This window comes from Paenibacillus sp. 1A_MP2 (genome assembly GCF_052244825.1).
Taxonomy (GTDB): domain Bacteria; phylum Bacillota; class Bacilli; order Paenibacillales; family Paenibacillaceae; genus Paenibacillus; species Paenibacillus vandeheii.
The window spans coordinates 5,322,172-5,343,257 of the sequence record NZ_JBQQCS010000001.1; the positions used below are offsets into that span (position 1 = coordinate 5,322,172).

A 21,086-nucleotide genomic window follows, 5' to 3' on the forward strand; every position below is an offset into this window, starting at 1 on the left:
CAGATCCATATCACGCTTTTTTATAATATATTACTCTTGATCTTCGCCAGACTCGTCCGTAGCTTCCCGAACTTTATACTTGTCCAAACGGATTTGTTGATACTCGCGCAATGCCTCTTCACCAACGATGACTTCAACCCGGTGAATGTTCATGCCTTTGCCCATGAATTTCTGCTCATACTCTGTCATGACATGCTCTTCATTTAATCCATCGCGGTGCAGATTCAGGGACAAATTGGTCATTTGCAAACCAAAATCGGCAATCGCATTGAGAGAGAAATCAAACAATGTCTCCGAATCTGTTTTGAAATGGATTTGTCCTTTTGTGTTAAGCAGTTCTGTGTATTTCTTGAGGAAGCGCGGATGTGTCAAACGGCGACGTGCATGCTTGGCTTTTGGCCATGGATCGCTGAAGTTCAGATAAATCCGTTCCAACTCCGCCTCTTCGAATACTTCCTCGATCTGTTCGATATTGGCCAGGGCGAGCTTCAGGTTGGGAGGTGTCTCCACTTCCGCCTGACTCCATGCTTTCCGAGCCTTCTCGCTGGCACGACGCACCAGTTCATCATACATATCAATACCGATAAAATTATATTCCGGATATTTATAACTCATTTGGCTGATAAATTGACCTTTACCCATACCAAATTCCACAAAAATCGGATGGTCATTACCAAACAGTTCAGACCATTTTCCTTTGTACTGTTTGGGATCAAGAACAACGAGATCGACTTGTTGCTCCAGATTTTCACGAATCCCTTTTCTGCCACGTAAACGCATCTTATTCCTCCGTTTATCCATACTTGTCTCAGAATCATTTTGCCGAAGAACCGGCGAATTGTAAAGAGCAATGAAAAGGAATCTTCGGATCTGCCACTTTGGGCAAATCTCAAAGATTCCCTCTTCGATTTATTTGGAATTGGGGTCCAACTACTTTAATAGTTCATAGTCTACCTTATCTTGGTGTGAAAAATCAAATGTCTTTTCGAAAGCATCACGAACTTTTTGTCTTGCAGCCGCTTTCACTTTCGGATTGCCATTGAAACGAACACCTGTCAAAGCCAGAGCTTCTTCTGCCGTCAGTTCTACAGAAACATTATTTTTGACTTGGGAATTCATTCATATCACCTCACGGTATAGTATGGTCCATGACGTCAACATTGATTCAAATGCTATGATGAATAGTACCCATTAGATGGTGTCTGACGTTGGTTTAAATATAACATAATGTGTAAACTATAGCAAGGATAAAACCACGTTTCTTCGGCCTATTTTTGCGACTAGATTCCCCTTTTTTTGAGTTTTTTGATACAATGGTAAAAGTTCAAAAAGAGTCGAATTAGGTATATAATAAGCAAGCCATTAGGTAAGCCAAAGGAGTACCCTGAAGATGAATGCACCTTCACTACAACCTCCTCTTCTATGGGGAGATAAACGATTCCATACATGGAATTACGAAATGAGAGACGAGTTTAACAATAAGGTTTTCAAAGTGATGCTGGATGCCGGTTTCACCTGCCCAAACCGAGATGGTTCCATCGCCAAGGGTGGTTGTACATTTTGCAGCGCTCGTGGATCGGGTGATTTCGCCGGTAGCAGACGAGATGATTTGGTCACCCAATTTAATACCATTCGGGATAAACAGCATCTGAAATGGCCTACAGCCCAATACATTGGCTATTTTCAAGCCTATACCAACACCTACGCTCCTGTTGAGGAACTGCGTGAATACTTTGAAGAAATTTTGAAACAGCCTGGCGTAGTCGGTCTATCCATTGCCACTCGCCCTGACTGTTTACCGGATGACGTCGTTGATTACTTGGCTGAATTGAATGAACGCACTTACCTATGGGTTGAGATGGGGCTGCAAACGATTCACGAGTCCACGTCAACCCTAATTAATCGTGCTCATGATACTCAATGTTATGAGGAAGCCGTTGCGAAGCTGCGCAAACGGAATATTCGGGTGTGTACACATATCATCTATGGACTGCCGCAGGAAACCCATGAAATGATGCTGGATACCGGACGGGCTGTTGCCAATATGGATGTGCAGGGGATTAAGATTCATCTGCTTCATCTGATGCGCAAAACGCCAATGGTAAAGCAGTATGAAGCCGGGCTTCTTCGTTTCCTGGAGCAGGACGAGTATATTAAACTGATCGTCGATACGCTGGAGATGCTGCCACCCGAAATGATTGTACACCGCCTTACAGGGGATGCACCGCGTGATTTGCTGATAGGACCGATGTGGTCCATGAACAAATGGGAAGTATTGAATTCCATTGATCGTGAACTGCGTGAGCGGGATTCATGGCAAGGAAAATACTGGAGGGGGCGTAAGATGGGCTTTCTTTCGGTTTTAAGCTGTGCTCATCAGTGGATTTCTTCCCGTCTACAACCTGGAGAATTAGCCATTGATGCAACGGTAGGCACAGGGGCGGATACTCTGTTTCTGGCTCAAAAAGTGGGTAAACGTGGTCAAGTCATTGGTTTCGATATTCAGAGCGAGGCACTTACCCTGGCACAAGGCCGTATTCGCAAACAAGAGGACAGTACTCAACTAGGCTCTATCTCCCTGCTTCAACTAAGCCATGATCGAATGGCTGAAGCCGTTCCTGATACATGGCAGGGTAATGTTGGTGCTGTCATATTCAACTTGGGGTACCTGCCTTCGGAAGGTGCAGACTCCACCATTATCACGAAAACAGACAGTACCATTGCCGCACTCCAGTCCGCCCTGGAATTGCTCCGTCCGCGGGGCATTATTACTGTTGTGCTGTATCCAGGTCATGATGGAGGATCAGAGGAAGCAGATGCGGTAATGGAATGGTCCTCTGCTCTGCCTGTAGAGCAGGCACAGGTAGTCATCTATCGCCAATTGCAGCGTAAGGCTTCCCCTTTTTTGATTGGCATTGAGAAAAAATAATTTCCTTTACTCCACAAATACAATAAACTAGACACAATCGCAACAAAGTAATCTTGGATGGATTTATGCGATTTGTGTTCTACATAAAGACGTGCAACCGTATTCACTGTTACATTCATGCCAGCTACGCGGTCATGATTGATTAAAGCGATCCACCATTTCATATACTAGAGGAGAGATTAGGAATGTCTACGCCATACCCACTGCAATTTCAACCAGAGTTCAAAGAACGTGTATGGGGAGGCCGTGCGCTGGAGCAATTCGGCCTGACGCCGCCTGAAGGACATATTGGAGAAGGCTGGATGATCGCAGATCATCCTAATGGTACAACCAAAGTACTAAATGGAGCACTTGCCGGAAAAGGCCTTGATGAAGTTCGTGAACAACTGGGCACAGCATGGCTTGGAACCAAAGGTGTATCGGAAAAGGGCGGACGTTTCCCCCTTCTGATCAAACTGCTTGACTGCAACGACGATCTGTCAGTACAAGTTCATCCAACAGATGATTACGAAGCTCTGCCTCCCGGCGAACTTGGCAAAACGGAGATGTGGTATGTGCTGGACGCCAAACCGGGAGCACACATCATTTATGGCTTGAATGAAGGCGTTGATCGTGCGGTACTGAAGGAAGCGCTGGAGAACGGTACAGTGATGGATACCCTTCGTCAGGTTCCTGTTGAAGCTGGAGATACATTCTTTATCCCTGCTGGAACGGTACATGCTCTCTGTGCAGGTGTCGTTGTTGCTGAGATCCAGCAAAACTCGGATACAACCTATCGGATTTACGATTACAATCGTCCGGGCCTGGATGGCAAACCGCGTGAGCTGCATGTTGAGGATTCACTGAATGTAACAGCTTATGAGGGCGCTGGTGCCACAACGATGAAAACCAACGACGCGACTCCAGGAGAGTGGCTGAAACTTGCGGAATGCCCTTATTTTGTAGTGGAAAAAGGGATTGTCACAGAACGTTGGGAGCTCTCTACAAGTGCGGAAAGCTTCACTATTCTTGTAGTCTGTGAAGGTAGTGGAACGCTGGAGTGGGATAACGCAGAATCAGATAAGATTGAACTGAAAGCAGGACAATGCTACTTACTGCCTGCCAACCTGGGTTCCTATACGCTGGATGGCAACACCACTGTTCTTCGCTCTTATTTGCCTTAATCCAAATAATTAAATATCTTCTATTCAAGGTTATTTCCTTGAACTGAATTGGCTTTAATGTGACCTGTGAAGGAGGTTTTACACGAGATGCAGGAATCTGCCTTTAGCCTGGTTGGCGATGAAGGTACCCGTATTCATGTGTACCGCTGGCTTCCCGATTCGGAGTGCAACGTTAAAGGTGTGGTCCAGATTGCACATGGCATGAGCGAAACCGCTGCCCGATATGCTGAATTTGCCCAACAACTCACCTCTCACGGCTTCGCTGTGTACGCGAATGATCATCGTGGTCATGGCAAAACGGTAGAAAATTTGAATTTGTTGGGCAATGCCGGCACCGATGCTTTCCGATGGATGGCGAGTGACATGATGAATCTGGGCGAAGTTGCCGCCAAAGAAAACCCTGATGTGCCCCTCTTTCTAATGGGGCATAGCATGGGGTCGTTTTTGGTACAGCATCTCATGTATGCTGGCCACGAGCGTTACCATGCATTTATTTTGTCCGGTACCAATGGCAAACGTGGTCTGCTTCGGATTGGAGAGAGATTGGCCCTTTTGCAATGTAGCGTTCAAGGGGCTAGTCATCCAAGTATGCTGCTCAATGCGCTCGTATTTGGTGGTTTTAACCGCTCTTTCCGTCCGGCAACAACACCGTTTGATTGGCTGTCTCGGGACTCTGAAGAGGTCAAGCGATTCATCGATGACCCTTTGTGTGGAGCCGTCTGCTCCGCAGGGTTTTTCCGCGACTTTTTCAAACTGCTGCTGGACATTCACTTGCCAAGCAACATGAAACGTATTCCCAAGGATAAATCTGTATATCTCTTCTCGGGTGAACAAGATCCAGTTGGCCTTCATGGTAAAGGAGTGCTTAACCTGGTCTCCCAATATCGGGAGCTTCAGCTAGAAGATGTCGAATACCGCCTTTATCCAGGTGGACGCCACGAAATGCTGCACGAGACGAATCGGACTGAAGTAGCCCAACATGTCGTGCAGTGGCTTGAAAGGCATATGCCTGAACAGAGTCCCCATCATTCTACAACAAATGCCGAGAAAGCCGATCCTATCTAATATGATGCGATTTTTACAATGGCAAAAGCCCCTGAACGGGAGCACAGCGTACACTGTGCTCCGCGTTCAGGGGCTTTTCTGTTAGATATATGAAAATGGCAAGTAAGCTTGGAGTGTTAATGGATTACCCTTCGATCAGCAAAGACTCTGGATCTTCAAGCAATTCTTTCACCGTCACGAGGAAACGTACGGCTTCGCTACCATCGATTATACGGTGATCATAAGACAGGGCGATATACATCATCGGACGGTTCTCCATCCGCTCTGCATCAATCGCTACTGGACGAAGCTGAATTTTGTGCATACCCAGAATACCCACTTGAGGTGTATTCAAAATTGGTGTGGACAACAGGGAGCCAAACGTTCCGCCATTGGTAATGGTGAAGGTTCCTCCTTGCAGATCAGACAACGCCAGCGTGTTGGAACGAGCTTTGGACGCCAGGTCAGCGATGCTTTTCTCAATCTCAGCGAAGCCAAGACGATCTGCATCACGTACAACCGGTACGACAAGGCCTTCTTTGGCAGATACCGCAATACCGATATCATAGTACTTTTTAAGTACAACATCTTCGCCATCAATTTCAGCGTTAATGGTTGGGAACTTTTTCAATGCGCCTACAACCGCTTTGGTGAAGAAGGACATGAAGCCGAGATTGATTTCATGTTTCTCTTTGAACTTGTCCTTACGGCGTTTACGAACATCCATGATGGCCGTCATATCCACTTCATTAAAAGTAGTCAACATCGCTGCAGTCTGTTGCGCTTCTACCAGACGTTTTGCAATGGTAGCACGGCGGCGAGACATGCGTTGACGTTCCACTGGTTTGGTAAAAGTGGATCCTCCAGCTGCAGGAGCACTAGGTGCTGCCGCAGGCGCTTTGGCAGGAGGCGCTGAAGGAGCGGCAGCCTGAGTGCTGTGAGTTTTCACATCATCCTGATAAACCCGGCCAATTGGATCCTTGCTCTGTACCTGATCCAGCTCAATGCCACGCTCACGTGCAAGTTTGCGTGCAGACGGTGAAGCTGTCTTCGAGCTGCTATCTGAAGATTCCGGTGCCGCAGCAGCGAGTGCTGGTGGCGGAGTTGGAGCTTCCGGTGCAGGAGCCGCTTGTTTCTGCTCGGATGCTGCCGGTTGGGAAGCGGACGCGCCGCTTCCTCCTCCTGCTCCTGCCGAGAGTGTCCCGATCGTTTCACCGATCTCTACCGTCTCGCCTTCCTGACGAATAATTTTCTCAAGCACACCACTCTCTTCAGCACTAATCTCAATATTTACTTTATCCGTTTCCAGCTCCAGAAGAACATCACCCTGATTAACGGTTTCGCCTTCTTTGACCAGCCATCTGGATACGGTTCCTTCGGTTATCGACTCGCCCATTGCAGGTACTTTAATTTCACTCACAGCTGTTACCTCCCCAGTGGAATATTATTCTTCGTCGTTTGCTTCAACGCGGATGTAATGATCTGTTGCTGTTCCATGCCATGCACAAGCTGATAACCGCTGGAAGGACTCGCATGTTCCGGGCGACCTTCATATTTAACGGTTGTGCCTTCTGGCGCGATTTCACGAAGACGAGGCTCCATGTATGTCCAGGCACCCATGTTTTTGTTTTCTTCCTGTACCCACACCAGCTCTTTCAACTTGCTGAAACGTGCGAGTACACGCTTGATTTCTTCCGCCGGGAACGGATACAGCTGTTCAACACGAATAATGTGAAGCCAAGACCAATCCGTTTTATCTTTCTCAAAAGCATCTTCCAGATCGATAGCGATTTTACCACTGCACAAAATAATGCGCTCTACGCGATCCGGCTTCGTGCCCAATCCTGCTTGCTCCAGCACCGGCTCAAACTTGCCTTCGCTGAATTCTGTAGCAGGTGAAGCAACACGTGGATTACGAATGAGACTTTTTGGCGACATCATAACCAGCGGACGGGCATCCTCTGTCTCGGTCAAGGAAGCCTGACGACGCAGCAGATGGAAATACTGCGATGCGCTCGACAAGTTCGCAACCGTCATATTGTCTTCTGCACAAAGCTGCAGGAAACGCTCCAGGCGAGCACTTGTATGCTCAGGTCCCTGACCTTCGTTCGCGTGCGGAAGCAACATGACCAGACTGGATTTCTGAGACCATTTGGCACGGCCTGCAGATACGAACTGGTCAAAAATAACCTGAGCACAGTTGGCGAAATCCCCGAATTGAGCTTCCCAAATTACAAGCGTATCTGGTGAATATACGTTATATCCGTATTCGAAACCAACTACAGACTCCTCAGACAACGGACTATTGTAAATGGCAAAGGATGCTCTTGCCTGCGGCAGATTATGCAGTGGGCAGAATTTTGCTCCGTTCTCGGAATCATGCAGCACCAGATTCCGATGGGCAAACGTTGCACGTTCTGCATCCTGTCCACTGATCCGGATCGGTTTTCCATCCGCAAGAATAGTAGCGAACGCAAGCGTCTCTGCAAGACTCCAGTCTACTTTCTCACCTTCGTTCAGAGATGTGCTTCTGCGCTGCAAAATGCGCTGCAACTTCGGATAAACATTAAAATTCTCTGGCCATTTCAGCAAGTCTGCGTTAATTGCCCGCAGATTTTCCAATGGTACGGCAGTTGGAATAACCGAAACTGCTTCTGGCTCGCTAATTTGACGTTGGTAATATTCATGTACTTCATTATTCTTCATCTGCTCGTATGCTTCTTTTAAGCGGTTCGTCACAGCCTCACGAATGCTGTTGATAGAAGCATCATCGATTACAGATTCCTCTTTCAGATGATCCTGATACAAGTGGCTAACCGTTGGATGAGCTTTCACTTTTTCATACACTGTCGGCTGTGTTGTTTCCGGATCATCCGTTTCGTTATGACCATAACGACGGTAACCGATCAGGTCAATCAGGAAGTCCTTTTTGAACAGGTTACGGTATTCTGCTGCCATACGAATAGCTGCGATACATGCATCCGGATTGTCTGCATTGACATGCACAATGGGAATCTCATATCCTTTGGCAAGGTCACTCGCATAGTACGTTGAGCGTGAATCGCCGCTATCTGTTGTGAATCCAAGACGGTTGTTCACGATAATATGAATCGTTCCGCCATTTTGATAACCAGGCAATGCTTTGAAATTGAGTGTTTCTGCTACAATACCTTCCCCAGGGAAAGCCGCATCACCATGCATCAGAATGGTTGCCGCTTTGGTTACATCCTGCTTCGGATATCCCGGATCACGGCGGTCATCCTGTGCTGCACGTGCAAAGCCCTGTACAACCGGGTTTACATATTCCAGGTGACTTGGGTTATTGGCAAGGGTAAGGCGCGCTTGTACTGTTTCACCGTCTTTAACATAACGGTTTGCACCCAGATGATATTTGACATCCCCCGTCCAACCGTAATTGATTCCTGTTGACCCTTCGGAAGGAACCAAATCCTTATTCGGAGAATGATGGAATTCAGAGAAAATTTTGCTATACGGCTTGCCCAGTACATGAGCAAGTACGTTCAATCGACCACGGTGAGCCATCCCCATCAGAATATGGCTTGAACCTGCGTGTGCCATAATTCGAACTGCTTCATCCAGCATAGGAACTAGCACATCGTTACCTTCAATGGAGAAACGTTTTTGCCCAACAAATGTTTTGTGAAGGAAATCTTCAAATTGCTCTACTTCAACCAAACGTTCCAGCAAAGCCTTACGCTCCTCTGGATTAAGCGGTGCCGGCGAAGTACGAGATTCTGCACGGCGGTTCAGCCACTCCCGCTCATGAACTTCATGCACATGGCTAAATTCATAAGCGATGGGACCCGTATATATTTGCCGCAGGCGCTGGATGGCATCCAATCCTGTCACTGTCTGTCCATCTGCACCTTCCCAGATCAGGGAAGCGGGCAGAGCTTTCAAATCTTCTTCATTTAATTCAAAATGCTTCGGTTCAAGCAGGGACGTATCTGAATCTTCACTGATCCCAAGTGGATCAATATCGGCCGCAAGGTGACCATACGTCCGAATATTCATTACCAGCTTCCCAGCTGTAACCGCTTTCTGTAATAATTTAATATCCACGCTTCCGGAAGCCTTTTGGGCGTTGCCAGAATACGAGGCTGTATGTGCATCCCTGCCAGACATCGGCGGTGCACCCCATTGTTCAAATAATTCCCGATAAGCCGGTGTAACTGCACCTGGGTCTTGGGAGTATAATTCATATTGTTCCTGTACGTATCCCATATTCGGGCCATAATAACTTTCCCAGGGTTTCTTGTTGCCTTCCTCGATCGTCATCGACGTTCCCTCCGTCTTGATTTAGTCATAAGTTTTTGACGGAAATCATTGACTAAGCCGTAATTTGCGTTCGTTCAACATTTTAAGCTAAATTTTTCATGAAGTCCAATAATCGTGCTGTTGGTGGTAGTAACGTTGTTCCGACGCTCCCGTCAAGGTTTGTCTGCGTTTTCAAAATCATAGTAAACTGATGATTATATATACCGTCGCACAGATGTCGAATACTGTCCTGATCCGTTCGAGGGTTTCACCTTCCTCAACTTTATGAATTGAAGTCCGTGTTCTAATATCTATTCTATAAACTTTTGCGCTCAGGAGCATTTCCTATTTTTAGTTCAATTGATGCATAAATTAGATGAATCGAATAATTAGAACATTTCCGACCCACAAGTGTACCCTCGGATCCTCCTTTATATAGAATTGTGGTCCATAATGTTCAAAAACAAACCGTCAAGTTAAATATTAACCAATTGGTTTGGTATTCAACAAAAAATTGGGCATTTATTGCAATTCATTGTTATAAGCCAAAAGCCGCCTGTAATGCCTAAAAGCATCCGGGCGGCTTCTTTTTGATTTATTGTTTTAATGCGGACAGACTTTAGATCTGTTGAATGTTCCAACCAGCACTGATGTCAGTCGTTTAATGTGGCACCTGAGACTGAAAATCGTTCCGGCTGGACTGATCGGCGTGGTAAAAGACCACATCGCCATCCTTCAGAGGCCAAGTTCTGCCATTACTGTCTACAGGACTTTTGTTGAAACCTTCCATCTGCCACTGATTCATTAGTGGCGCATAAATATATTGCAGGTGTGGAGCTTCTGTATTTCCATCCCGAAGTGTCTCGATATTGAAGTTGACAACGATATATCCGTCCTTCAGAAATACAGAAGCCTTTTCATCCAGTTGATTTTGTCTGGCGAGCGATTCGAGATCGGTTCCCTTTGGCACGGCGTAAACATCTGCAGGCAGGCTGTATTCCCCGTACCAACGCTGGATCGCCGCATTCGCTCGGTCCACATTAACACCGGAAGGAATGTCCTCCTTTGGTCCAATCAGTGTACGAATGGAGGCGGGCAGAATCATCCAATCATAGCGGCCTACCCAATTCTTCTGGTGAGAGGTTTGATCTACAAGCCGAACCATATAGTCAGCGAGCGAACTCTGGTTGCGTTCATCTGCGGTCAGTTCATAAGTATACTGATAACGCGCCGTATCACCCAATTCCGTACCGGGTACATTACGCAACCTTGAGTTCAGGACAACAAACCGTTTCTCCATATCCTGTGCCGATCCTATCCGGATAAGTCGCTCTTGACCGCGGTGATAGTATAAATCGACTTCTTGTCTGGAAGAGCCATCTTTGCTCACAAAATAGAACGTTGGTGTAATCCGAACACCATCCTGTTTGCCAAATCGGTATAGGTAAGGCTTTGAGTTTTTTCTCCACCTTTTCCCCACCTCCACACCGTGCATGCGACTTTCACCGCACACGGCGTTCCATCTTGCTACTTTTTGAACAACAGTGCCAAGTTACTCTTTTTACGGTATTGGTTTACCTTCTGGATCATGCTTCCTGTAAGATTAAGCACTCCTAAGAGTTTTATAATCGTTTCTTGATTCGTGGCATGGATGAGTGTATGGACGTCATTATGCAAGATTCTCAGATTGCTGTAATTGTCCATTCCGCCCATGTGAGACGGAAGATGATGATGACAATGTACTTCGTCAGCATAAAGAAATATCCCCGTAATTTCGCACTTGCCCTTCACCATGTTGTATCGGCTGATTCTGTTGTCCAGATACTCCACACTACGTTTTGGATTGTCTGACTTCATCAACTTTGTCGTTTCAGACTTTGTGAAGCTATCCATCATACTCGTAATGTTTTTCCGTCCTTCAGCAGTAAAGGGGGTTATCTTTTGGCTGAAGTTGAGGTTGTTTGAGGTGTTTACGTCCACTATTGGATATAGATAAACCCCGTCAACTTTAAACGTCCGGTACCTCGTTGAGTAAAATCGCCTATATGTAAGGGACGGATGATCTGGATGTTCGTATTTGCCAATGCGTTTCAGACGATTATAAGTGAACTTTTTCAGGTCATAGGCAATTCGTGAGAACTCAATAAAAACATGTGTGGCTTTCTTAAAGTAATTGTGAATCCCTAGTACAAAACTATTGAACCTATATACATTACCAGCCGTGGGTGATTGTTTTATTCGTTGAATAAGTTTTTTGTATTGCACTTTGATGTCTTGTTTTTTCTTATCAATCAACCCGGTATGTGCTACAGCTTGTTTCCCCTTCAATGTAGCCTTTATGGTGAAACCAAGAAATTCAGATTTTTTCTTTCTCAGGTTCTGAATTTTCGATTTCTCGGGGGAAATATCCAATTTCAAACGGTTTTTCAGATAGAGTCTTACAGCATGATACCATTTCTTAGCGGTTTCCCAGTTACGACAAAGGATTTTGAAGTCGTCGGCGTACCTTACGATGAACCCTTCTTTAAGTTTGGTCTTTTTGAGACCGTTGTATCTGTTCCTTTGGGTGTATACATGTTTGGTCGGGAAATTCTCCCATTGCCCAGAAACCCAGATGTCGAGGTCGTGCAGGGCAATATTAGAAAGTAGAGGGGATAAAATTCCTCCTTGTGGAGTTCCCTTTCGGGCTTACCTTCCCCTTCTATCTCCGCTGTTAGCATTCGGCTGATGACTTGTAAGACTTTCCGGTCGCGTATTCCGAGATTCCATAATTGCTTTATCAAAATTCTGTGGTTAATGTTATCAAAGAAACCTTTGATATCGATATCTACGATAAAGTGTAGTTTGCTTTTGTTAACCAAGAACTGAACTCTTGCCAAAGCATGGTGTGTAGATCGTAAGGGTCTAAACCCGTAACTATGTTTGTAGAAATGTGCTTCAGCAATAGGTTCAAGTATTTGTTTGAAGCATTGTTGTATCAAACGATCAATGATACATGGAATTCCTAGTGGTCTTTTCTTTCCATTAGGTTTAGGAATGTAAACGCGTCTGACCTTTTTGGGCTGGTAATTATTAAGTTTCGCTTTGACCAGGTTCACAAGTTCCAACTCTGTCATTGGTTTAAGTTTCTCAATTGTTTTGCCGTCTGTTCCTGCTGTTTTGGAGCCTTTGTTCGATTTGATTGTGCGGTAGGCAAGAAGGATATTGTCTCTTGAAGTAATTAATTCATAGAGACGATCAAATGTCTCTCCTCGTTTAGCTCTCGCGTGCAAGTCGGTAAAGGTTTCCGTCAGGTTGTAGTAATCCCAGTAACGTAGAGCCTGTATTGTGGCAACCTCCTGTATGAGATTGTCCCCACATTCTTACCTGACCGATACAGTTCACTTTTTGGAAAGTTGTTAATTCAAAGTATCAAGACTCAGGGCTATTCCTCCGCTTCCATTACAGAAGTTTCATAGGTCACACCCTTACTCTCACAAGGATAGATGCATTTCGTTACCTTATAGCAACCGTCTGGGATGGCAGTCCTTCATTGCGACGTCCCTTGCTTTCCTTGTTCCTTCTATCCTAGCTATCCGTTTTGCCCTTAGGTGTCTCCTTTGGACCTGCAAGTTGGATACCGCCATAGTTCGGTATAGCGCATTTCCTAACATGTAATCGTACTTTGCGCCGCTTGCCCCAACATTCGTTGGTCAACATGTTTCCATGAGGTAGGCATTTAGATCCTTACATTCAGAGATTCGTCAATCCTTTGAGGATATCCTCACCATAGACAATTTTTCAGCCATCCGGCATATCGGTAAGCTTACCTTCCATTATGGTGGTGGCTATAGCTTCTTTCTGCCGACTTCACCTAGCTTCATACGTTGTATCCTGCCGAACAAAACGCATGTAGGAGTATTAATGGTACAGTTTCGGAAAAACATGGATTCTTCATTCCTGTACTTGGATAGAAAGTTAGACATCCGTGGATGTCCTTGCGTTTCCTGATTACTCAGTTATAGCAAAACAAGTCGCACACATATTGCCCTTTGTTTTCAGGTCGAATTTGACATGGTAACCTGTTTTCACGGCTACATTACTGAAACCCTGCACAGGATGACTGCCTGGGCGAACAGGTAACACAAACGGTGCCAGATTACCTCTCGGATCACCATCAATACTGTTAAGTCCTGTCCAGTAGCTTGCCCCTGTCGGCTCCGAACTCCCTAGCTGCTGGCGAAAAACGTTCTCCCAATTATAATCAGCGATATCCGTAACATGAAAATCATACAATCGCCCAATAACCTCCACCGGAACCGTATCTGACGCAACATGATGAGTCAGATTCGTATTGGCATCCTGCTGTTCCGTGAATGTCGAAGGAGCATTTTCTGCAATATTTCGAAATTCAATTCGGTAATGTCCTTCATCCACCCATACTGGGAGATAGAAAACGGTATCCAGCTGATTGACTGGAATGTCCACCCAGGTCTTGGCTGGAATGAACTGACTTCTATCGGCGTTATAGACGTCAAAGGGGAAACGAATCTGCTTAATGCGAAAATACTTCGCATAGTCCCTATTTCCATAACCCGGGTAACTGCTTACGTCCAGATGCTGTCCTGAAGTCGGGATGCGTACAATAAACGGTCGTTCCAAAATGAGCGCCGAGCTGGTCGGATCAGGCACCGTTTTCTGGTTATGCGGCTGATCATCAGACACCCATGCGTAGTTAACGACAGGTGTGTGCACCGTGACAGAATTGATCCCTTGAATAGAAAACTTCTGATCCTGACCGCCTTTAATGTTGCCAGGAATCAACCCATATGTGATCTCGCCCGTTGTCGGTTGGTCCGCCTTGTTGACCAGTGTATTCTGAACAGTTAAACGATTTTGGTACAGCACGTTGTCACCGATCATGCCAGGCTGAGGAATTGTCCCAGGTCGGGAGCAGTCTTATCCATCGGAGCAGGATCCATCACAGTGGCACCGTTAAACACGACCTTGTCATTATTTACAGTGTTCTCTTTGACCTCAGCCTCCGCTTTGGATTGGAACAATGATGTTTCGACTGGTGTAGCCGGTTCAGTGGAACCGCCTGGAACAGTTTCGGTGCCAAGGTCAATTTCCTTGCAAGGTGCAGGTTTTACATGTGCGGTAATGGCATCATCATTAGCCGATTGTAAGGTCGGCGGTGTATATCCATTTGGAGTCAGCGTTACTGTACCACCGTAGCCACCAAGTGCATAATTGGATATCGTAGCTTGATTTAACTGATAGACTTCCAAATTATCAATCTGCCAATAACTATATTGTCGGATGACCTGCATTGGTCTGTCCCCAGGAACGTCTAGTTCCTTAGGTTCTGGAGGTGTGCCTGGATCATTCGGTCCTGTCGAGGCTCTGCCCGGAATCGTCCATGTTTTGTGATACTTCTTTTTTACGTTGACCGTATAAGTTACTGTGCCCGTCATGTTCACCCAACGGTGCTGGAACAAGTATCCTTTAGCCATGACATTAGCATAGAGATCTTCAGAAGTCGGGATGCCTCGGGTGACATCAAACTTCTCAGACCCCCGCTCATCAGCCTTCAGCACGCCCAGGACGGAGGGGTCCATGGCAGCCGATTCAATCAACGCTCCTTTACTAGGTGGACTGATGTTCACGGGGCAACCTACAACACCACCCCCGTTACCTGGATCAGTTCCCCCGTCTCCTCCGTTGCCTGTGCAATCCTTTACCTCTAACACCTGCGTCCCTTGTTCATCCAACTGTTGGGCAGGGTCCAAAAATCGCGCGGTGATAGTGGTACTGCCGACGATGCCCTTGATCGTCATTTTCCCATCTGCACCTATGGTCGCTACGGCTGGATTGGAGCTTTGCCAGGTCAGTTTGGAATGAGCGGTAAGCTCATGAACAGAAAGGTCTGATTTGGTCAGGATAGCTTTAGCTTGCAGCGGTGTAGCTGTGTCTGCTTTACAGGCGTTTGGCAGGTTCACTGTAAGTCCCGGCTCGGACGTTACTGTGATTTCCGCAGTGTCCGAGATGAGATATGTACCGTTGTTCCAAATTGCACGTACAAAGGCAGTACCCGGCTTTTCAGCCTTAACCATTCCTGTTTTGGGTTCAATGCTCACAATACTCGGATCGGATGACCACCAGGTGGTCTCAGCTTCACGCCGACTTACGTCGATGCCTTCACTAAACTCAGTTGCCCCATAGTTTCGGGTACTGACTTCCGCTTTCATCTGCTTTGTTTGTCCTACAGTTAGAGATGAATCTGGTGTAACATCAATTTCTTTCTCTTCTACCAGATCGCCTTCCCAGACAATGTCCATTGGTGTATGGTAGGCAACTACTTGCTTTACGCAGTTTTGATTAGTTTTACCACCATTTTCGAACTCTGTTCGATCACTTACCGAGTGATTCCCACCTGTTTTTGTGTTAATTTTTACAATAGTACTATCTCTTCGTATGACTGTTTCTCCTATTCCTGTATAGGAATTTTGCTGTAGCCTAGTTTGATAAGTAACACTTTTTATTCTTACAGACTTAAGAACTGATGGAGTTATAGGATATCCATTATATTCATTCCATTGAGTAGCAGGCCAATTGGAAAAGTCAACTTCATTGGGTATATCTTTTTCGTCAGGATAAGGAGACGAACAAGACAAGGGATTCATGTTTCTAGAAAAAGTAGGCCCTGTAGTATGATCAGCTTTAAAACTTCCATCATCAAGCTGATACCAATAAACACCTGGATTAGCGACTCTTGGTGCAGATTGTACGGTCAAGAATGATGGATTCTTCATTGATTTTGGACCGTACGGATCATTGATAGCTGCTTCAATTGGAAGATAAAATGTACCCATAGCTCCTACTGTTAAGAACATAACGATAAACACTATCATTAATTTATAATGGGGTTTCAGTACTCACTCACCGCCTTGAAGAAACTACATGTTCTGAATTTGAACTAAATCATTATTGTTAGCTTTTAAATAATAAGAGCCACCTTTAGCCATGAGCACAGAGGATGTCCAAAAACGTTTTTTAACATCTTTCTTTATAAGATTACTAGACATCTCTGGAATAGTTATGAATCCATTTTTTTCGGCATGTTTAACATCCATACGATTAAATCTTAAAAATGCACTGTCTAGACCACCGCTAAAGGCCAAGAGGTTTGATTTTTCTATATTGGATGTAAACGATATATCAGCAAATGTCATGTAGCTTCCTGGAAACTGAATGGAGTCGGGGCCAATAAACAGTGATGAGTAAACCCCTTTCGGCTTGCCTTTAGTAACATCTACTACAATAATTCGATGCAGTCGAAGTATGCCAGAATTATTAGAGAGAGTTATATCTTCCTTAGATAGTTCACTAACCGTAACAGAATTTTTAGTATAAAAATAATTACTAATCGTCGTTAAATTCGTCCCCGTCGTGCCAACCTCACGCATTTCATTCAGATCACTGTACTTCCCTGCATCCGTACCTTCCACATCCATATAACGCAGCAAAATGGCAGACACTTCAGCTCGCGTTGTGGGATCAGCAGGCTTCAGAGAACCGTCTTCAAATCCACCGACAATGCCGGTCCCGCGAACAAGTGCGAGATAAGGAATTTGCTCTGCACGAATCGTTCCTCGATTCACTTCTGGGGTAGGTAGCAGTGTATCTCGAGTGTCGTTAAAAGCATCCTGGAAACTGGTTCCCGATTTGATCAGTCCGTTCGCAATCCATTTCATCATCTCGTAGCGTGTCAGCTCGGCATTCGGATTGAATCCTTTCGGATAATCACCAGCATCAATGAAGCCTTGGCCCACCAACTGTGACACAGCTGATTCAGACCAGTGTCCCTTGAGATCAGCAAAAGGATTCTCTCCTTGTACCTTTTCCAAACTGGTTGCACGGCTGAGAAGTGTAGCATACTCACCACGGGTGATTTTGGCATTGGGGCGGAATGTACCATCCTGATAGCCGGAAATCAGTTTTTTATCATAGGCTTTGATAATGGTAGCTTGCGCCCAGTGCCCTTTGATATCTTTGAACTTCGTAAGCGCAGAAGCTGTTGTGTCCGCTCCATTCGTGCCTGCAGCAGCATCCACAGTAGACACCAGACCCACGGTTCCATTGGTCAGCAGCGTTCCTGCCATCAATGCCGTTGTCAACAAACCGACGATCAATACGTTCCTTTTTGATTTCCTACCAGTTAATCTCATTTGTTTCTTCAATCTACTCACTCTCCTATGTACCTTAGTATGGGGCAAACTTCTGCTTCTTCAGCGCTCGTACTACTTTTCAAACCAAAACCTAAATTTGTCATAATCATCAATATTCTACCATGCAAATCTAGGCTTTTGGTATTATTTTTCAGCAACCCCATCACTACAAGGCATGCAACCTCCCCTTCCAAAGACCCAATTCACCTGTAAAAACACAAAAAAAGGCCACGAATCCGCAGATTCATAGCCTTATGCTTTAAGGTGTCAGTCCTATTCAATTTAAAAATTTGTAATCTATCTATCACAGAATAAACGATTCTGTTCCATTTGACCAGTCCTAAAATTCAAATCAAAATAAGTTTCTATCAAAATTTTTAATCATACTCTCTGCAAATGGTGTCAACGATAACGCTCCGACCTCTTCCAAAGTAAACCATTGTGCGCCCTGTGAATCTTCGCCATCCGGTCCCCTTTTGATCTCAGAGGGTCTACTTTCACTTGTCAAATATACATCGTACAGAATCCCAATATGGTGCAGCTCTTCCGGCTCGCCTTCGTCCGTCCACTCTAGTACATTCGACTCCGCAGAATGAATCACCAATTGTAGATCGGAAAGGCCCGTCTCCTCTTCGATCTCACGATGTAGGGCGAACTCCGGTTGCTCACCAAACTCCAACCTTCCTCCAGGCAAATCCCATTTCCCCATATAGGCTCCTCTTGCCTTACGTATTAACAGGACCTTTTGCTCCCAAGTGACTAAACCGTATACCCCCATGTGTGTGTACCGATCCACTTAAAGGTTCATCCTCTCGTCTGAAAGATGCCTAACTTGCTCTTCCAATCTACGAATGCGCTTATCAGCCCCTATCTTCAGAGTCTCCCGACTCTAGCGATAACCGAACAATTAGTTCTTCACCCTCAATCAACAATGCAGTTAACCCTGTCTCCGAGCCGGATTGGTGATTCTCTCCATTGGTCCAGTACGCGGCTTCTCCCGATCGGACTACTACCCGTTCGCCTGTCTCGCCTTCCACCCAACCTTCCCCATCAAGCACCAGAAACAACTGCTCACCCACCGCTGGATGCAAACCCACACTTTCACCTGCAGACAGTTTCAATTGGGCTACGTGACAAGCTGATGTGCTTCGGAGTATCGGCGTAATCTCCGCTCCCTTACTGCCATAAGCGGTGATGCTGCGATAATCCTCTGATTTCAGTCGAACTATTTTCACTTCTTGTTCTCCTCGACAATGGTTTCCAGATCCAGCGCCAAACGGATCATATCCACGCAGCGAATGCCATCTTCTATAATCTCTTCTTCATAATGTTTCACAAAGAAATCCCGATCGACCCCTATAATGCGAAACCCACAGCGTTGATACAGCTTCAACTGATGAAAGCTTGAGTTGCCTGTCCCAATTTCTACTGTTCGACAACCGAGCCTGCGGGCGGCCTCTATCGCTTCCTTGATCATGTGTTTGCCAACGCCCTGTCCCTGTAATTCTTCCTGTACGGCAATATTAACGATCTCTGCTGTCTCTGGACGCGTCTTCAGCAAGACAAACTCTCCTACCATTTCTCCTTCATATTCAGCGATAAAACAAACACCGCGACTCAGATATTCGTCAACTATGGCTTTGGACGGATCAGCCATTAATAAAAGCCCATAAGGTTTTTCTTCTTCCCAGTCCAAAATCCGGAACGACAATTTCACACCAATCTCCACCTTTTCCTCGTACATATTCATTTACGTCCCGTTTGCAGAAGCCTATGTATGGCTTGATCACCAAATATATAACAACATTCCGTCTATAAAGGTTTGGGTCTAAATTCATATTCTTCGCTTTTTATAACCTCGGATTACTTCGGAACCATTTGAAGGCTTTATATCATCCATCTAGTTCACCTAAATCTATTAGCTATTCAATTCACCACTCCAGCTTGATTGTGATAATGACGAATCACCATGCCAGATGCTTTTTGCATACCTCGTTTCTCATAGAACTCCTGAAGTTCGTTATCGCACAAAAGATCAATCATGTAGAGATCACCCAGACGCTTGAACATACGCTTGATGAGATCTGATCCGATCCCCTTACCCTGATACTCCGGAAGCACTTCCAACAGAGGAATATATGCACTGAGAATTCCGTCTGAGTTCGCTTGAATAAAGCCCACTACATTCCCAGTAGTTTCATCAACAGCCAGTTCAACAGCATAGGATTGTTCCAGCATCTTCAGGAACGTAGGCGTAGACGGAGGGTTGGGCCAACCTTCGAAAAAATTACCGCGAAGTTGGTCGATACTTATTCCCTCCAGCGATTCACGAAATGTAATCTCCATAATAGCAAGTCATCTCCTTTTAAAAAGTAAACTTCATTATATCATAATATCTGGATATAAATATACAGAATTGGATGATAACATATGAGACAAGATTCAAATACAGCCTCATTTTTTTCTTATTCAAGTCATCTGTAATAAAAACAGAACACGTTCTATTCCACTTCCACACGTTACTCACCCGCGCTTAAATGCTCATGGATTAATTTCCATTCTCCGTTGATATCTGTAACAAATATATTGGTAGCCCGACCTTTTCCAGATGCCGGCTCTCCTTGATACATTCCTTTCCAGTGATAGGTATAAATACAGACCGCCTGCTCTTCGCCTGTCGTAATCCACATGACATCTTCTGCACGATATACCTCTTCCTTAACGGTCTCCCAAGCGTTTTCAAAATAAGCCCGAATTTCGTCAGGCGTAGTACAAGATGTTCCCGTAAACCAATATACGGCATCCGGTGATAGCCATTTGTTTACCTCATCAAACTGATGTGTATTTGTCGCTGCAATGTATCCTTCTAATGCATGCTGGTATCCCATCATTTTTTCCACCTCCTGAGCGTTTTGAATTATTTCACTTTACTCTGTTCAAGAACCGAATCGCCATACACCATAAATGTCTCTTTCAGTGTACGCCCCGTTGATTTCTCCCAGATCACACTCCGCTCAAACGTCCCTGCTTGAAAAAAACGCGGCAAACGTTCCGCAAACCAATCCTGCATGGGTAGCTCTAGCGTTTGCCCTAAAGACACCCACAACAGTTCGCCTTCCGGTGGTTCGCTCAGTAGCTCCCCTTCAAAAGAAGTAGCCAGGTAGTTGAACACCATATAACGCAATCCTTGCTCCGGATCACAGAATTCATCAAGACCCTTATATGTAATTTCTTTCACCACAAGCCCTGTTTCCTCTTTAACTTCTCGCACGGCACCATCCACAATGCTTTCCGGAAAGTCGACTTTTCCTCCTGGAGCAATATATCCCGGAAATCCTTTCCGGTCCGGTCGATTCATTAATAATACCTGATCATTCTGTTTGTCCCACACCATACACATCGTTAGAATTTCTGTTCTAGTATCCATGTTCATCCCCCACTTGCCTGATATAAACCTAATCC

18 protein-coding genes and 2 pseudogenes are annotated in these 21,086 nt (G+C 45.4%); 4 read left to right on the top strand and 16 right to left on the bottom strand.

Going from position 1 to position 21,086, the window contains the following annotated elements; all coding sequences use genetic code 11:
- Positions 1–30: 30 nt before the first annotated feature.
- A complete protein-coding gene (gene trmB / locus ACTWJ7_RS25875) occupies positions 31–780 on the bottom strand; it encodes a tRNA (guanosine(46)-N7)-methyltransferase TrmB (RefSeq protein ID WP_024628299.1) in 750 nt (249 codons plus the stop codon).
- Positions 781–930: 150 nt separating this feature from the next.
- Positions 931–1,119 carry a hypothetical protein gene (locus tag ACTWJ7_RS25880; protein ID WP_024628298.1) on the bottom strand — a complete coding sequence of 63 codons (189 nt, stop codon included), beginning with the start codon at positions 1,117–1,119 and terminating at the stop codon, positions 931–933.
- A 271-nt stretch (positions 1,120–1,390) separates the two neighbouring features.
- Between ACTWJ7_RS25880 and ACTWJ7_RS25885 the strand changes: the two are divergent.
- The 4 genes and pseudogenes from ACTWJ7_RS25885 to ACTWJ7_RS25900 all read left to right on the top strand — a co-directional run.
- A pseudogene (locus ACTWJ7_RS25885) lies at positions 1,391–2,335 on the top strand (TIGR01212 family radical SAM protein); the annotation flags it as partial.
- Positions 2,336–2,344: 9 nt separating this feature from the next.
- Positions 2,345–2,929, top strand: a complete 585-nt coding sequence (locus ACTWJ7_RS25890) for a class I SAM-dependent methyltransferase (RefSeq protein WP_079346257.1) — start codon at positions 2,345–2,347, stop codon at positions 2,927–2,929.
- Positions 2,930–3,114: 185 nt separating this feature from the next.
- Positions 3,115–4,092: a type I phosphomannose isomerase catalytic subunit gene (locus ACTWJ7_RS25895; protein WP_301881570.1), complete on the top strand. Its 978-nt coding sequence runs from the start codon at positions 3,115–3,117 to the stop codon at positions 4,090–4,092.
- Positions 4,093–4,179: 87 nt separating this feature from the next.
- Positions 4,180–5,157: an alpha/beta fold hydrolase gene (locus ACTWJ7_RS25900; RefSeq protein WP_079346261.1), complete on the top strand. Its 978-nt coding sequence runs from the start codon at positions 4,180–4,182 to the stop codon at positions 5,155–5,157.
- A 124-nt stretch (positions 5,158–5,281) separates the two neighbouring features.
- Here ACTWJ7_RS25900 and odhB read toward each other — a convergent pair whose 3' ends face one another.
- The 14 genes and pseudogenes from odhB to ACTWJ7_RS25970 form a co-directional block, all read right to left on the bottom strand.
- Complete coding sequence (gene odhB / locus ACTWJ7_RS25905) at positions 5,282–6,556, bottom strand: 2-oxoglutarate dehydrogenase complex dihydrolipoyllysine-residue succinyltransferase (RefSeq protein WP_079346263.1); 1,275 nt, start codon at positions 6,554–6,556, stop codon at positions 5,282–5,284.
- Between the two features lie 5 nt (positions 6,557–6,561).
- A complete protein-coding gene (locus ACTWJ7_RS25910; RefSeq protein WP_079346265.1) occupies positions 6,562–9,435 on the bottom strand; it encodes a 2-oxoglutarate dehydrogenase E1 component in 2,874 nt (957 codons plus the stop codon).
- Between the two features lie 640 nt (positions 9,436–10,075).
- The gene (locus tag ACTWJ7_RS25915) at positions 10,076–10,909 is read right to left on the bottom strand and encodes a hypothetical protein (RefSeq protein WP_443145985.1); all 834 of its coding nucleotides are present in this window, start codon (positions 10,907–10,909) and stop codon (positions 10,076–10,078) included.
- A 32-nt stretch (positions 10,910–10,941) separates the two neighbouring features.
- Positions 10,942–12,075 (bottom strand): reverse transcriptase domain-containing protein, encoded by a 1,134-nt coding sequence (locus tag ACTWJ7_RS25920; protein ID WP_443146422.1) that lies wholly within the window; start codon positions 12,073–12,075, stop codon positions 10,942–10,944.
- Between the two features lie 89 nt (positions 12,076–12,164).
- A pseudogene (locus ACTWJ7_RS25925) lies at positions 12,165–12,530 on the bottom strand (reverse transcriptase domain-containing protein); the annotation flags it as partial.
- Positions 12,531–13,404: 874 nt separating this feature from the next.
- Positions 13,405–14,301: a hypothetical protein gene (locus ACTWJ7_RS25930; protein ID WP_443145986.1), complete on the bottom strand. Its 897-nt coding sequence runs from the start codon at positions 14,299–14,301 to the stop codon at positions 13,405–13,407.
- 11 nt (positions 14,302–14,312) lie between these two features.
- Positions 14,313–15,734 carry a DUF5704 domain-containing protein gene (locus tag ACTWJ7_RS25935; RefSeq protein WP_443145987.1) on the bottom strand — a complete coding sequence of 474 codons (1,422 nt, stop codon included), beginning with the start codon at positions 15,732–15,734 and terminating at the stop codon, positions 14,313–14,315.
- Between the two features lie 618 nt (positions 15,735–16,352).
- Positions 16,353–17,645: an S-layer homology domain-containing protein gene (locus tag ACTWJ7_RS25940; protein WP_301881574.1), complete on the bottom strand. Its 1,293-nt coding sequence runs from the start codon at positions 17,643–17,645 to the stop codon at positions 16,353–16,355.
- Between the two features lie 331 nt (positions 17,646–17,976).
- Positions 17,977–18,402, bottom strand: a complete 426-nt coding sequence (locus tag ACTWJ7_RS25945; RefSeq protein WP_443146423.1) for an NUDIX domain-containing protein — start codon at positions 18,400–18,402, stop codon at positions 17,977–17,979.
- 82 nt (positions 18,403–18,484) lie between these two features.
- Positions 18,485–18,859: a cupin domain-containing protein gene (locus ACTWJ7_RS25950; RefSeq protein ID WP_079346273.1), complete on the bottom strand. Its 375-nt coding sequence runs from the start codon at positions 18,857–18,859 to the stop codon at positions 18,485–18,487.
- A complete protein-coding gene (locus ACTWJ7_RS25955) occupies positions 18,856–19,374 on the bottom strand; it encodes a GNAT family N-acetyltransferase (protein ID WP_079346275.1) in 519 nt (172 codons plus the stop codon). Before ACTWJ7_RS25955 ends, ACTWJ7_RS25950 begins: the two co-directional genes overlap by 4 nt.
- A gap of 176 nt (positions 19,375–19,550) precedes the next feature.
- Complete coding sequence (locus ACTWJ7_RS25960; RefSeq protein WP_367620554.1) at positions 19,551–19,970, bottom strand: GNAT family N-acetyltransferase; 420 nt, start codon at positions 19,968–19,970, stop codon at positions 19,551–19,553.
- A 173-nt stretch (positions 19,971–20,143) separates the two neighbouring features.
- The gene (locus ACTWJ7_RS25965) at positions 20,144–20,512 is read right to left on the bottom strand and encodes a YybH family protein (RefSeq protein WP_079346726.1); all 369 of its coding nucleotides are present in this window, start codon (positions 20,510–20,512) and stop codon (positions 20,144–20,146) included.
- A 29-nt stretch (positions 20,513–20,541) separates the two neighbouring features.
- Positions 20,542–21,057, bottom strand: coding sequence for an 8-oxo-dGTP diphosphatase (locus ACTWJ7_RS25970; RefSeq protein WP_079346729.1), 516 nt, complete (start codon positions 21,055–21,057; stop codon positions 20,542–20,544).
- Between the last annotated feature and the right edge of the window lie 29 nt (positions 21,058–21,086).